The organism is Streptomyces sp. SX-6 (genome assembly GCF_059089585.1).
Map to the genome: position 1 here is coordinate 14,083 of NZ_JBTHHU010000031.1, position 12,674 is coordinate 26,756.

General features: G+C 65.1%; 14 protein-coding genes. 6 read left to right on the top strand and 8 right to left on the bottom strand.

Translation table 11 applies throughout. The annotated features are described in order from the left end of the window. The first annotated feature begins 4 nt into the window (after positions 1 to 4). The 4 genes from mycP to ACV530_RS28670 all read left to right on the top strand — a co-directional run bounded on the left by mycP (position 5) and on the right by ACV530_RS28670 (position 3,369). Positions 5 to 1,282: a type VII secretion-associated serine protease mycosin gene (mycP, locus tag ACV530_RS28655; protein ID WP_494335540.1), complete on the top strand. Its 1,278-nt coding sequence runs from the start codon at positions 5 to 7 to the stop codon at positions 1,280 to 1,282. A gap of 148 nt (positions 1,283 to 1,430) precedes the next feature. Beyond that, entirely contained in the window at positions 1,431 to 1,946 is a 516-nt protein-coding gene (locus ACV530_RS28660; RefSeq protein ID WP_494335541.1) for a GNAT family N-acetyltransferase, read from the top strand. A 132-nt stretch (positions 1,947 to 2,078) separates the two neighbouring features. Beyond that, positions 2,079 to 2,882: an MBL fold metallo-hydrolase gene (locus ACV530_RS28665; protein ID WP_494335542.1), complete on the top strand. Its 804-nt coding sequence runs from the start codon at positions 2,079 to 2,081 to the stop codon at positions 2,880 to 2,882. A gap of 10 nt (positions 2,883 to 2,892) precedes the next feature. After that, the gene (locus ACV530_RS28670) at positions 2,893 to 3,369 is read left to right on the top strand and encodes a GNAT family N-acetyltransferase (RefSeq protein WP_494335543.1); all 477 of its coding nucleotides are present in this window, start codon (positions 2,893 to 2,895) and stop codon (positions 3,367 to 3,369) included. Here the strand turns inward: ACV530_RS28670 and ACV530_RS28675 are convergent. Further along, the gene (locus ACV530_RS28675; protein ID WP_494335603.1) at positions 3,366 to 3,818 is read right to left on the bottom strand and encodes an ATP-binding protein; all 453 of its coding nucleotides are present in this window, start codon (positions 3,816 to 3,818) and stop codon (positions 3,366 to 3,368) included. The two genes, ACV530_RS28670 and ACV530_RS28675, sit on opposite strands and share 4 nt — an antisense overlap. Positions 3,819 to 4,070: 252 nt before the next feature. Here ACV530_RS28675 and ACV530_RS28680 point away from each other — a divergent pair, with 252 nt between their 5' ends. Together ACV530_RS28680 and ACV530_RS28685 are read left to right on the top strand one after the other, a co-directional pair. Next, the gene (locus tag ACV530_RS28680) at positions 4,071 to 4,919 is read left to right on the top strand and encodes a helix-turn-helix domain-containing protein (RefSeq protein WP_494335544.1); all 849 of its coding nucleotides are present in this window, start codon (positions 4,071 to 4,073) and stop codon (positions 4,917 to 4,919) included. A gap of 11 nt (positions 4,920 to 4,930) precedes the next feature. Next, complete coding sequence (locus ACV530_RS28685) at positions 4,931 to 5,134, top strand: DUF397 domain-containing protein (protein ID WP_494335545.1); 204 nt, start codon at positions 4,931 to 4,933, stop codon at positions 5,132 to 5,134. A 69-nt stretch (positions 5,135 to 5,203) separates the two neighbouring features. On the opposite strand, the gene ACV530_RS28690 is transcribed toward ACV530_RS28685, so the two are convergent. The 7 genes from ACV530_RS28690 to ACV530_RS28720 form a co-directional block, all read right to left on the bottom strand. Continuing rightward, a complete protein-coding gene (locus ACV530_RS28690) occupies positions 5,204 to 5,596 on the bottom strand; it encodes a hypothetical protein (protein ID WP_494335546.1) in 393 nt (130 codons plus the stop codon). A gap of 46 nt (positions 5,597 to 5,642) precedes the next feature. Continuing rightward, positions 5,643 to 5,921, bottom strand: a complete 279-nt coding sequence (locus ACV530_RS28695; protein ID WP_494335547.1) for a DUF6881 domain-containing protein — start codon at positions 5,919 to 5,921, stop codon at positions 5,643 to 5,645. A gap of 1 nt (position 5,922) precedes the next feature. After that, positions 5,923 to 10,587 (bottom strand): putative T7SS-secreted protein, encoded by a 4,665-nt coding sequence (locus tag ACV530_RS28700; protein ID WP_494335548.1) that lies wholly within the window; start codon positions 10,585 to 10,587, stop codon positions 5,923 to 5,925. Between the two features lie 8 nt (positions 10,588 to 10,595). After that, a complete protein-coding gene (locus ACV530_RS28705; RefSeq protein WP_494335549.1) occupies positions 10,596 to 11,171 on the bottom strand; it encodes a hypothetical protein in 576 nt (191 codons plus the stop codon). Continuing rightward, positions 11,168 to 11,554 (bottom strand): SseB family protein, encoded by a 387-nt coding sequence (locus ACV530_RS28710; RefSeq protein WP_494335550.1) that lies wholly within the window; start codon positions 11,552 to 11,554, stop codon positions 11,168 to 11,170. Before ACV530_RS28710 ends, ACV530_RS28705 begins: the two co-directional genes overlap by 4 nt. A gap of 245 nt (positions 11,555 to 11,799) precedes the next feature. Then, complete coding sequence (locus ACV530_RS28715; protein WP_494335551.1) at positions 11,800 to 12,198, bottom strand: hypothetical protein; 399 nt, start codon at positions 12,196 to 12,198, stop codon at positions 11,800 to 11,802. Between the two features lie 87 nt (positions 12,199 to 12,285). Next, on the bottom strand, positions 12,286 to 12,639 hold the full coding sequence (locus tag ACV530_RS28720) for a hypothetical protein (protein ID WP_494335552.1): 354 nt from the start codon (positions 12,637 to 12,639) through the stop codon (positions 12,286 to 12,288). Between the last annotated feature and the right edge of the window lie 35 nt (positions 12,640 to 12,674).

The window sequence follows — 12,674 nt, forward strand, 5'->3', positions numbered from 1 at the left end:
ACGCATGCATCGCAACAAGGACTGTGCGCGCGGATGGGCCAGCGCGCTCTGTGCTGCTGCGGCCCTCTTCCTTCTGATGGCCACGCCTGGATCAGCGCAGGCGGAAACGATCCGTTCCCAGCAGTGGTATCTGGACTCGATGCACGCTGACGAAATGTGGGAGACGAGTACCGGGTCCGGTGTGACTGTGGCTGTCATTGACACCGGAGTAGAAGCAGATCTTCCTGACCTTCGAGGCCAAGTTCTCCCGGCCAAAGACTTCTCAGGTGTCGCAGGAGACGCCAACTCGGACTATGACGGCCATGGGACGAGGATGTCCGTCATGATTGCCGGAACTGGCAAGGCATTTGGAGGCCAGGGATCGAAGGGGCTCGCACCTGGAGCCAAGATTCTGCCGCTGCGAGTCGTCAGTGATGGGGCTCCCAAGACCCTGGTAACCCCCGACGGATCTCTGACGAGAGCCATCCGGTTCGCGGCCGACTCCGATGCCCGGATCATCAACATCTCCTTGGCTTCCATCGGGGAATCCGAAGAAGAAGCAAAGGCAGTGGACTATGCCCTCTCTAAAGGAAAGCTGATCTTTGCTGGCGCTGGCAACTCTGCCCAGAAGGGCAACCCTGTCATCTACCCGGCTGCACACCCGGGAGTGGTCGGTATCGGGGCCATCAACAAGGACGCCGAGGTAACGGCCGAGTCTGAGCGTGGGCCGTTCGTAACCCTCGTTGCCCCAGGTGAAAACGTAGTGACAACATGCAAGGGCGGGACGGGAGTTTGTACTGGACACGGCACAAGTGACGCCACCGCTCTCGCCTCTGCGTCTGCAGCTCTCCTCTGGTCCAAGCATCCCGACTGGACGGCCAACCAGGTCCTTCGCGTTCTCATCAACACCGCTGGCCGTCCGGAGAGTGGCGAGAAGCGCAACGACAAGGTCGGCTACGGCGCTGTCCGCCCCCGCATTGCCCTGACCGACCCCAGCGACCCCGGCCCGGCCAACATCAGTCCTCTGACGGGCAAGGACATCTCCGGCGCACCCAACTCCCCGTCTCCGGAGCCTTCGCAGAGCAAGGCGGTGGGTGCCAATGAACCCGCACCGAAATCCGCGAGCCAGGACAGTGGCACCGACAGCACCACCATGTGGGTGACCGTGGGGCTCGGGGCAGCGGCCTCTGTCGCCGCAGCAGTGGCCGTGCCCGTCGTCATCGCACGCCGCCGCCGGACCAGGGTTGAAGGATTCGGTCCTCGGCCCTCCGCATACGAACCGTACGACTCTCGGCGCAACTGACCCGGCCGGGCGTTGAGTCGTTGCCGTGTCCGGGGCGGCATCGGCCACCCTCGATCGGGGTATATCAAGATCCGGCAACCTCGTCGGCGAGGATGACGTCGTGGACGATGCACAGACAACTCGCCAGACATATCAACGCAGTTGCAGCGTGAGACCGCTCGCGGCTCAGGTCATCAGCACCAGGCGGCTGGACCTGCTGCCGCTGCACGTCGAGCACGCCGAGGAGATGGCCGCGGCGCTGTCCGATCCGGCCCTGCACACCTTCATCGGCGGTACTCCGGACACCCCGCAAGCCCTGCGGTCGCGCTACCAGCGCATAACCGCAGGTTCTCCCGATCCGGCCGTCTCCTGGCTGAACTGGGTGATCCGGCTTCGCGAGGAGTCCTGCCTGACGGGCACGGTCCAGGCGACGGTCGGTCCGTCCGGCCGTGGTTCCTGCGCCGAGATCGCCTGGGTGGTGGGGACACCGTGGCAGGGAAGAGGCATCGCTACCGAGGCGGCCCGAGGACTCGTCGACTGGCTGAGCCGGCAGCCGGTGCGTACCCTCATCGCCCACATTCACCCCGAACATCGGGCGTCTGTCGCTGTTGCCGCTGCCGTTGGGCTCGTGGCTACCGACGAATGGCACGAGGGTGAGATCCGTTGGCACCGGCGCATCGGGTGAATGACTCCGACGATGGTCCCTGGCAGGTCGGCGTGGGCGCTGGCCCCCGGTGCCCGGCGTCCGGGAATCGCCTGTGGATGTGGGTGGTTGCAGCTGGTTGTGCGGACAGTTGGCCGAGACGGGGTGGCGCGCGTGAAGATCGGTGACATCGAAGTTCTTCCGGTGTGGGACGGGGTGGGGGTCGAGGTCGCGGCGGACATCCTGTCGCGCCCTGGTGTGGACGACCCGTGGGCCTGCCACGGTGGGCACTTGGAAGTCGATGGCAGCCTGCGGTTGCCTCTCGGTGGTTTCTGTGTGCGCACCGGTGACCGGACAGTACTGGTCGATGCCGGCGTGGGCGCATTCGATGACGGCAAGTACACCGGTGGAGATCTGCTTTCGTCCCTGGCCGCCTATGGAATCGGCCCGGCGGAGGTGACCGACGTGGTGTTCACACACCTGCACTTCGACCACATCGGCTGGGCCACGCACAATGGCGCTGTCGTGTTCCCCAAGGCCACCTACCGTGCGCACCGGGCGGACTGGGAGTATTTCGTCACCGGTGAGAACGCATCGCCCGGGGCGGTGGACAAACTCACGCCGCTGGACACGCATCTTGAGCTGTTCGACGCCGACTTCACGGTGGCGCCCGGCATCGATGCCCGCCATGTGCCCGGCCATACGCCTGGCTCCACGATGTACGTGGTCTCCTCCGGCGACCGCCGCGCCATGCTGCTGGGTGACGTGGTGCACTCGGTGGTCCAGTTCAGCGAGCGGGACTGGGAGGTGATCTGGGACGTCGACCCCGCCGCTGCCTCGGCCGTACGCAACCGCATCGCGGACGAGGCCGCCGTCACCGGCGATTTGCTCGTTGCCGCGCACTTCCCGGGCATGCGCTTCGGTCGGATCATCACGGATGGTGGAAACCGCCGTTTCGTCGCGGGAGGGGCCAGTTAGGGTCTGTGCCATGTCTGCTGTCACTGAGCCCGCGCCTGCTTATGCCTTGCGCCCCGCGACCCGTGCCGACCTGCCTGCGGTACTGGCTCTGCTCGCTGACGAGGAGCAGGTGGTGGACCCGGCGACGGTTGTGGTGACGGAGGCGTATGAGCGCGCCTTCGTGGCGATCGACACGGACCCGCGCAACGAAATGCTGGTCCTGGTGGATGACGGCGGCACGGTGGTGGGGTGTCTGCAGGCGACTTACATCCCGGGGCTTGGCAAGGGCGGCGCCGAGCGCGCGCTGGTCGAGGCTGTGCGGATCCGTGCGGACCGGCGTGGGGATGGGCTCGGCCGGACCCTGATGGCGCACGCGATCACAAGGGCACGCTCGCGCGGCTGCGTGCTGCTGCAGTTGACCAGCAACAAGCAGCGCGAGGACGCACACCGCTTCTATGCCGCACTGGGCTTCGCACGCAGCCACGAAGGGTTCAAGCTCGCGCTTTAGTTCGTCAACACCGACGCCGCTCTGTCCCGGAGTTCGAACCAGACGCGTTTGCCGACCAGTTGGAGTCCGTCCCAGACGCAGGTCACTCCGGAGTCGTGTGAGAGGCTGCTCACGAGCAGTATGCCGCGGCCGCGCTCGTCGTCGTGGCGAGGGCGTCGGGGCCACGGTAGTTTGCGCGGGTTGTCGTCGTGCACAGCCACGACAACGCCGGTCGGGTCCGATGTGAGCTCGATGCGCAGAGTGTGTGCCCCGGCGTGCTGCACGGCGTTCGTGACGACGTCGGACACGCAGACGCACGCGTCATCAATCAGGGCGGGGTGGCCGGATGCCTCCAGGGCGCCGATGACGAACCGACGGGCCATGCGTGGGGCTGATGCGGTTGCTGGGGCGATCAACTCGTAGGAATCGGGTGGCTGTTCTCCTGAGGCTGGGCTGGGGCTGTCGAGCATGGTTGTACTCACGGGTGTCTCCGGGTGGGGTCTGTAGGGTGACCTGGCCTTCGCGGGGCACCTCAGGGGCAGCCCAACTATTGTGCGAATAGCTGTACTTGGCGGTCGGGCCGACCGGGCGCCGCGTCGCTGGCAGGACGGTAGGGCACGCCGACAAGGTGGCGCAATGGTGGTACGAGGGTCCCACTCTTGTGGGTGGACCCATGGCGCGGTGACGCGAGACACTCAACACCGTCACAGTGAGGGAGGATCATGCCGCCGAGGAATCATCCGACTGCGCGACAAGCACGGCTGGGTGCCGAACTTCGTAAGCTCCGCGAGAAGGCCGGCATGACTGGTGCCCAACTCGCCGCCCACCTTGGCGGCGAGCGTGCCCAGGTCAGCCACTTGGAGTCCGGTCGGTACGGCGTCAGCCCGGAGCGGGTGCGGCGGTTGGCCGCGTACTGTTCGGCCACCGACAAGCATCTGGTCGATGCGCTGGCGCAGATGGCGGAGGAGCGCCACAAGGGGTGGTGGGAGGAGTACCGGGGCGTTCTCTCCCCGGGCTTTCTGGACATCGCCGAGCTGGAGCGCTACGCGACATACCTGCGATCGATCGAGATGTCGCACATCCCCGGCATCTTCCAGACCGCGGATTACGCTCGCGAACTGATTGGCGGCGGGGTAACTCTCTTGCCGGACACCGAGACGGCCGCAAGAGTCGAGTACCGCATGCGACGTCGCCAGATCTTCGATCGACCGACACCGCCACCATTCTTCGCCTTCGTCCATGAGGCAGCGCTTCGCATGCTGTACTGCCGACGCGACACCATGCGTGCGCAACTCGACTTCCTGGTCGAGGTTTCACACTGGCCAAGTGTGAGTGTCTGCGTCATCCCCTTCGATGCACGGATCGCGAGTTCCGTCCACTCGGCCCTCTATGCGGGTGGCCCCATTCCACAGCTGGACACGGTCCACATTGACACCACGTTCGATGGGTGCTTTCTGGACGCGGAGGCTCAACTCGCAAAGTATCGACTGCTGCTTGACTCGATCGAAGAGATTGCCCTCGACGCTCCGGATTCGCGCAAGTTCATCCAAAGTATCGCACAAGAAATGTGAGCCGATCAGTCATGCCCCGAATAGCCTGGCAGAAGTCATCATTCTCGGGACCGGATGACAACCAGCACTGTATAGAGTTGGCGGACATCGCCGACGTCATCCTTATTCGAGAGAGTGACGACCCCAAAATGACTCTTTCCGTTACTCCAAACCAGATCCATGGCCTCATAAGTGGTGTCAAGCAAGGCGAGTTCGAGTTCGAAAGATCGGCCTGAGCGCTTACGAACGCTTCAGGTTCGTGTTGCGAGAGCCCCGGAGCCGAGAGTAGTGAAACTAGCAGCCCTTCACAGCGTGTACGGATACAGCTCAATGCTTGCAGTTGTAAAGGTAATGCAGTCTCCCTCTGAGGGCTTCTTGGCGCCCGCTTCAAGCTCTATCAGTAAAATTTCCGACTGGACCCTCAGTGGCAGTACAGAGTCATTATCGGTCCGGTCCGCGACGACCCCAGCAATTGACACGTGTCGAGAACCGGATGATACCGTCTCCTCAATCTTTCCCGTAGATACCGGAGCAGGTTCCCATGAGGCAACTTTCTCCGAGATCTCAAATTCAACGTGATAGCTGCCGGTGTGCGGCTCGCCAGAGCCCCTCCAGATCCCCTGAGCCTTTCCTGCGGGGCAGCTAAATTCCACCTTCTCGGCGGCACGATCCAGGACTCGCGTAACAATGATCTCCATTAATCAAAATTAAACGAGAACGCCGGAAGTCGTTGGCATACACTGGTCACGGCCACTCAGCTTGCTCCCACATCTCTTCGAACTCTGCAGGAGAGATGAAAGTTGCCGAAAATTCTGGTTGTGCTGCAACATCTTCGAGAGAGCCAACCGGGATCTCGCCCAAGCCGATCATGCGACCTTCGTGAAATTCGTCAGCCTTGAGCAGCTTGCCGTTGCGGAATTCTGCAACTTTTCGAACCTCATAGCCATCCCGCCCGATTTCGCTGAACAAGGTAATAGGTTCTTCGGTGTAGTCGTGATGCCAGATGACTTTCCAGTATTCCATGTTAACCCTTTCCGTGACTTGCTATTCTTCCGGTCAAGTCTAGCGGACCCTCGTTGTGGATTACGTAGACGTCCGGACGCTCCACGGAACGCATTACCTCCAAGCCTCTGACGTCGACCTCGATGAAGTGGGAGAATTTTCGACCGGCCCACGGTACCCGCATGAACGCGTATGACAATTTTCCCGGGCTCAGAGTTCCGGGTTTTATGTCAGAAAGGTATTGCCCGTCGCCGAACCTGGCATCCTTTGGGTTATGTGCCTTGATGGAAGCTCTCAGCTCGTTGCTTTCTAGTATGCTGTTGTGTCCTGCTTCATTGGTGTAGTGGTAGAGAGTGCTCAATTCGTCGTCAGGGACTCGCTCGACGTCATATTCCGGAGCCAGGCCCAGAGGGTCTATCCAAGTGTGCGGGTTGTGGACGTAGGTCGCTGGATTCGGTGCCGGGTCGAGCCCTAGGGGATCCGGAGACGTGTACCGGGCAGTTTCGGGGTCGTAGTGGCGGTGGAAGTTGTAGTGGAGGCCGGTTTCGGGGTCGAAGTATTGGCCTGGGAAGCGGAGTGGGGTGTAGGCGGTGCTGTCCGTGGACCAGGCCGTGGTGCCCCAGAGGGTGGTGCGGGTGTGCCAGGCTGTGGTGCCGGACTCGTCGATGAGTTCGGTGGGGGTGCCGACGAGGTCGGTGATGATGGCGAAGAAGCGGCGGTCGATTTCGCGTTGGGAGGCATCCGACGCTGATATTCGCTCGGTCTGGGCTATGGGGTGGAGGCCGTTGTGGTCCCAGGTGAGGGTGATGGGGTGGGGGAGAGCTGCGGTTGTGGTGGTTTGTTCGGTGAGCGTGGGGCCGTCCCAGGTGAAGTTGACCTGTTCGGCCATCTCGCCAGTGGCGGTGAGGCGTTGCTTGGCTATGCGGCGGCCTAGGGGGTCGTAGAGATAGCGCCAGCGGGTGCCGTCCGGGGTGACGACCGAGGTTAGGCGGTCCTCGGCGTCCCATTCGTAGCGCCAGATGTCCGGCTTGCGGGACAGGCGGATCTTCTGGCGCAGGACTATGCGGCCTTGGGCGTCGTGTTCGTAACGGATGGTGCCCGCGCGGGATATTCGGGTGCCCGCGTACGCGCGGATGCCTTGGGCTTCGGCGCCAGGATGCTCGATGGGCCAAGACGCCGCGGTTTGGTTACCAGCTGCGTCATAGACGTAACGTTCCTGCCAGTTGGATGCATGTACGGCCGTGACGCGGCCGGTCACGTCGAGGTCGAAGGTGCGGGTGCCTGTTGTCGCGTCGTCGATGCCGGTGAGGTAGCCGTCGCGGCGGTAGGTGTATGCGCGGTTGAGCAGTGGGGAGTTGGCGGGTCCGGTGAGGGATTGGGCGGTCAGTCGGCCCGTGGGGTCCCAGGTGTGGGTGAGGGTGATGTCGTTGCCGAAGTGGCGGGCTACTTCGCGACCTGCTTCGTCGTGTTCCAGGTCGAAGGTGTGGCCTGAGGCGTTCAGGGAGGTGCGGCGGCCTGCTGCGTCGTAGGTGTACGTGGTCGTGGCGCCGCTGGGGGTGATGCGGCGGGTGCGGCGGCCCAGTTCGTCGTATGTGAGGGTGAGCGTCCGGCCGTTGGTGGTTTCGGACTTGATCCGACCCAGGCGGTCGCGGTGGTAGATCAGGGTCGCGTCGGGGCTGGTGGCCTCCAGGAGGCGGCCCGCCGGGTCGTAGGTGTAGGTCGTTGTGGTGTCGGTGGTGGTCTTTCTGGCGATGCGGCCGAGCTCGTCGTGCTCGTAGGTCGTTGTTTCGCCCAGGGCGTTGGCGCGGGTGGTGAGTTGGCCGGCTGCGTCGTGGGCGTACGTGAGGGTGCGGGCGTCGAAGTCCGTTTCCGACAGCAGGCGGCCCGCCGGGTCGTAGTCGTAGGACCACGTCAGGCCTTGGGGGTTGGTGACCTTGCGGAGCTGGAGCTGGGTGTCGTGCGTGAACTCGTGGCGGACGCCGTCCGGGCCGGTTTGGGCGGTGAGGAGGTCGAAGTGCGTGTACTCGTAGGTAGTTACGCCGCCCAGGGCGTCCACGTACCTCGTGCAGTTGCCCTCGCCGTCGTACGTCCAGGTCTCCTCCGCGCCGTCCGCGGCGATGCGGCGGGCCAGCTTGCCCTCGATCGTCCAGGACAGGCGGGTCGTGGCGCCCGTCGGGTCGACGATGGTGGTGATGCGGCCGAAGGGGTCGCGGCGGTAGGTGGTGACGTTGCCGAGAGGGTCGGTGATCTCTACCGGGAGGCCTGCGCGGTTGCAGGTGATGTGTGTGGTGTTGCCCAGGGCGTTGGTGATCGCGGTCGGGTGGCCGTAGTCGTCGTACGTGTAGCGGGTCTCGGCGCCTGTGGGGTCGGTGACGGACGTGCGGTCGCCCGAGGCGTTGTAGGTCTGGTGCCACGTCGTGCCGTCCGGGCCGGTGACCGCTGCCGGGCGGCCCTGGGGGCCGTAGGTGGCGGTGAGTCGGCGGCCGTCGGGGCGGGTGATCTCCGTCAGGTGGCCGCGGTCGGTGTAGCGGAATTCCGTTGTCCGGCCCAGGGGGTCGGTGCGGGAGAGGAGGTGGTCGTAGCGGTCCCACTGGGACAGGGTTGTGGCGCCTGTGGGGTCGGATTCCGCTATCAGCTGGCCGTGGCTGTTGAAGGTGTAAGTGGTGGCGTGGCCCAGGGAGTCCGTGACCTTGGTGACGGTCAGGCCCGTGTCCGGGTTCGGGCGGCCGTATTCGAGGGTGCAGCGCATGTGGCCCTCGGAGCCGGACTCGTGGATGCAGCGGTCCTGGTCGTCGTAGGCGTAGCTGTAGCTGCGGTTGTTGCGGTCCGTCCAGGACGTGACGCGGGCGTGCTCGTCGTAGGCGAAGAGGAGCGGGAGGCCCGAGGAGTTGATGACCTCGGTGAGGTTGCCGTCCGTGTAGCCGTAGCGGATGACCTCGGTGTCCCCGAGGTGAAGGGCGGTGATCCGGCCCTCGGCGGTGGTGATGCGGATGCGGTGGCCCGCGCTGTGGGCGATGGCGAGTGGGGTGCCGTCAGCGTCGTACTCGAAGGTGATGCGGTGGCCGTGGCGGTCGGTGATCTGCTCGAGCAGGGCCGTGCCCGTGCCGTACGGGGCGAAGTGCCAGGTGAGGCCGGTCTCGTCGGGATCGGTGAGCGTGTACGTGCCGTCCGGGGAGGACTCGAGCGGGCGGCGGGGGCCCTTGGCGGGCAGCGTCGGCACGCCGGGAGCCGGGTGCGGGTACGCCAGCAGACGGCCGTGTTCGTCGACGAAGATCACGCCTTCGGCGTCGATCTCCAGTCGCTGGTCGGCCGTGCTCGACCATGACGGGCCGAACCAACGGCCGCACGTGTAGCCGGACTTCACGCGGCGGTGGAAGAGCAGCGGGAGCGAGCCGGGTAGCCTCAGGTCGATCTGCGGCAGGAACATTCGTCCCGTCGCCAGGTCGACCGGGTCGGTGCTGCCCTTGACCTCCTCGCCGGGGCGCGGGGCGGGTTCGGTGGGGCGTGCCCCGAGTTCCTTGCGCGCCGCGCTGATCGCCGCGTCCTCCGCGCCGTCCTTCGCCACCGTGATGGCCGTGCGTTCCGCGACCGACGCGCCCGCGCTGCCGCCGCCCGTGGCGACGCCGATGAGGATGTTGCCCAGGAGTTTGCCGGAGGCCTCGCTCGGGTCGCTTCCCCAGCCGGTGCCCAGCAGGGTGGCGGGGAGGCGTTCGGGGTGGGAGGCCAGGGAGAGCAGACCCGCGGCCGTGGTGCTCACGCCGTCCAGGTACTCCGCCGGGTGCGTCATGTTGTACACGTCGGTCGGGTTGAGCGTGCGGGCGAACTTCACCAGGTCCGTGCCCGCGGTGTAGATACCGCCGGCCACGTGGGTCAGCTCGACCTCGCTGCTCTTGACCGTGTCGTCGAAGTCCTCGGCGAGCTCGTTGTGGAACTTCGGCTTCGGCGGGGCGTGTTCGGTCGCCGCGGCCATCTTCGCCTGCGCCTCGCCCGCGGCCGTGTTGCGTTGCTTACGGGCCTCCTCGAGGAGGTGCTTGGCCTTGGCCCGGTCCTCCTCCCCCGGGTCGTGGAACTCGCCCGGTCTGGGGCCCGGGTCCTGGCCCGCGTGGAGTTTGGCGTTGTAGGCCTTGGCCTTGGCGTTGTAGTCCTCGACTGCCTTCTTACTTGCCTCCTGGCCCTTCTTCCACAGGCTGATCGCTTCCCGCGCCTGGCCCTGCGCCCATGACACCGTGTGCGCGTACGCCTCCAGGGCCTGCGCCGCCTTCTCGCACGCGTCCGCCGCGTGCGCCCACTTCGTGGGCTCCGGGGCGAAGTTCGCGTCGAAGGCCTTGGCACCGTCGCCCTTCCACTCGCCCGAGCGGACTCGCTGAAGACCTGAGTGGGCCGAGTTGAAGGCGGCGTGGAAGGAGCGCAGGTGCTTGGCCGAGGACTGGAGCTTCTTCAGGTCGCCATGGACGAGGTCCTTCGGGTCATCGCTCTGGCCGAGCTGGTGCTCGCCGATCTCCGCGCCCAGGTCGGATGCGGCCTTCTCGCCCCAGTGCTCGACCGTCTTGGCGGCATCATGGGCGCCGATGGCGTCCAGGCCGTCGCTGACCTTCTCGGTCGTCCAGTGCACACCCTTGCCGACGGCCTTCTCGCCCTTGTGCAGGAGCTTCTTGCCCCCGTCGCCGAGGTCGTCGAGCCAGTCCATGGGGCCGCTCATCGCTCACCGCCCATGTGGTCGCGGTAGACGCGATAGAGCATGCCGTTCGGGCCGCCCGTCTTGGCGCTGTCCAGCAGGTCGTCGCCCGTCTTCTTCCACACCTGCTTGGCGTGCTCGCCCGTCTTCTCGAAGGAAGCGGCGCTGTAGTCCGGGTGCATGATCTGGTTAAGGGGGTTGTTGTGCAGGGTCTGTTTCAAGGACTGTTTCTCGACCATCTCGTCGCTCATGTGGGGGTTGCCCATGGCGGCGTTGATGCCGACCTTGATCTTGCCCTTGATGTAGTGGTCGGTCTCGTAGTACGTACCGGCCGCCAGGCCGACGCGCCTCGCGAACTGGCTGCCGTCGTGGACGAGGGCGCGTACGCCGCGGTCCCAGCGGGAGCAGAAGGTCTTGAAGGACGAGGCGAGCCCCTCGTTGCCCATCTCCAGACCGCTCAGCGACAGCTCGTCGAAGCCGCGGCCGATCGTCGCATCCCCCACGCTCGCGATGCTCTTGAGCTCGCCGATGGCCTTGTTGATGCCGTTGGCTATGGACGTCAACGCGTCCGAATTTGCGGCGAGTTCGTCGCTCATGCGGTGCCCCCCTCGGCGTCGATCGCGTACGCGTCCGGCACGATGCCGCGCACCGGCGGGAAGAGCATCGGACGTGAACTGCCGATGTCCAGGGCCACGCCGGTCGGCCCTTCCACCGCCGGGACCACGACGTCCAGCAGGCGGGCGCCGAGGACGCTGCGGTATTCCCAGTCCTCGTCCGAGCCGCGTGCGTGCGCGAAGCGGGCCAGGGCCGCTTCGTCGGTGAAGGTGTAGATCCAGCGCAGGCCGCCGAACTCCGACGACCACAGGCCGCCGTGGTCGTCGAGTGGTACGAGCACTGCTGACCGGCGGAACTCCCCGATCAGCGCGGCCGGACGGCCCCGCTCCGCATACAGCTCCACCAGCTCATCCCGTAACGCCATCACACACGCCTCCACGGCCCCGCACAGTACAGAGCGGTACTGACAGGACGCTACACGTAGTTATATCCGGGCCAGAGGCTGGTGGGTGAGTTGGGAGATTTCGGCTATTACGGTCGGGTTGTGGGGCGACGGCCGGCGTTCTCGCAGAGGCCTTTCCGCTTGTCCTTCGTGATGCTGAGTTGACGGTCGCAACGCACTGTCCCAACCGGATCTGGGTGATCCGGTTGGTTGTGCCGCCCGGCGGGTCAGAGAGCTATGGTCTTGCCCAGCGCGAAGTCGGTGCCCTTCTGGCCGTAGATGGTGACCTTGTACGACGACGACGTGACGTGCTCGCCCATGGCGAAGAGCTTGAACGTGTTGGCGTCCTGGCTGAAGTAGAAGAGCGTGACGCTCTTCTGTCCGTTGCCCGAGCTGGCGTGCAGGACCGGGTGGTTCTGGAACTTGTACTTGCCCGTGGGCTTGCCCTTCCTGTCGAACACGTCGTTCAGGGCCTGCTTGAGGTTGGACTCCCTGTCGCCCATCCCCGCTTCCTTGATGACGTTGATCAGGTAGCTCTGGGCCCGGTCCTGGGGCATGGGGCCGGTCTCGCCGCTCCCGTCCTTCTTGATGACAACCAGCTGGGTGACTGCGGCGGTTGACGTCATGGTCGCGTCCTCTCGGTCGGGTGGATATGACGTGATCACTCTGCCGCAACGTCAAGTTCTGCCGTTACAAGGTGAATCAGCCAAAGATCAGCGCTGTCCTCCGGTGATATGGAGGACGATCATCCACGTAGCCGCGAGCATCGCCACCGCCGTGGTCCAGGCGTATCGCGCGAGTTCGCGCCGCGAGAGCAGACCCCATGTGCCGAAGGCAGTGGCAAGGGGTGCGGTGATGGCCGGTATCCAGACGGCGAGTTGCTGGCCGGAGGCCGAGCAGATCAGGCGCGGATCGCCCTGGTCGCAGTTGTCGCTCGCCATTGCGGAGAAGGGGAGGAGGAAGAAAGTGGCGGCCGCGAAGAGCCAGAGGCCGGCTCCGCCCAGGAATTTGAGCAGGCCTGTGATCAAGGTGTCGGTACAGCTGGTGGGTGGCGTGGTCGCGGTCATGACGTGAACGTAAGACGGGCAATGGTGGGCCGGTA

Excerpts from the sequence above, each read along its gene's own strand:
- ACV530_RS28680 (WP_494335544.1), top strand. The coding sequence starts at position 4,071 with ATGCCGCCGAGGAATCATCCGACTGCGCGACAAGCACGGCTGGGTGCC.
- ACV530_RS28720 (WP_494335552.1), bottom strand. The coding sequence starts at position 12,639 with ATGACCGCGACCACGCCACCCACCAGCTGTACCGACACCTTGATCACA.
- ACV530_RS28705 (WP_494335549.1), bottom strand. The coding sequence starts at position 11,171 with ATGAGCGACGAACTCGCCGCAAATTCGGACGCGTTGACGTCCATAGCC.
- ACV530_RS28690 (WP_494335546.1), bottom strand. The coding sequence starts at position 5,596 with ATGGAGATCATTGTTACGCGAGTCCTGGATCGTGCCGCCGAGAAGGTG.
- ACV530_RS28670 (WP_494335543.1), top strand. The coding sequence starts at position 2,893 with ATGTCTGCTGTCACTGAGCCCGCGCCTGCTTATGCCTTGCGCCCCGCG.
- ACV530_RS28700 (WP_494335548.1), bottom strand. The coding sequence starts at position 10,587 with ATGGACTGGCTCGACGACCTCGGCGACGGGGGCAAGAAGCTCCTGCAC.
- ACV530_RS28710 (WP_494335550.1), bottom strand. The coding sequence starts at position 11,554 with ATGGCGTTACGGGATGAGCTGGTGGAGCTGTATGCGGAGCGGGGCCGT.
- ACV530_RS28695 (WP_494335547.1), bottom strand. The coding sequence starts at position 5,921 with ATGGAATACTGGAAAGTCATCTGGCATCACGACTACACCGAAGAACCT.
- ACV530_RS28715 (WP_494335551.1), bottom strand. The coding sequence starts at position 12,198 with ATGACGTCAACCGCCGCAGTCACCCAGCTGGTTGTCATCAAGAAGGAC.
- ACV530_RS28685 (WP_494335545.1), top strand. The coding sequence starts at position 4,931 with ATGCCCCGAATAGCCTGGCAGAAGTCATCATTCTCGGGACCGGATGAC.
- ACV530_RS28675 (WP_494335603.1), bottom strand. The coding sequence starts at position 3,818 with ATGCTCGACAGCCCCAGCCCAGCCTCAGGAGAACAGCCACCCGATTCC.
- mycP (WP_494335540.1), top strand. The coding sequence starts at position 5 with ATGCATCGCAACAAGGACTGTGCGCGCGGATGGGCCAGCGCGCTCTGT.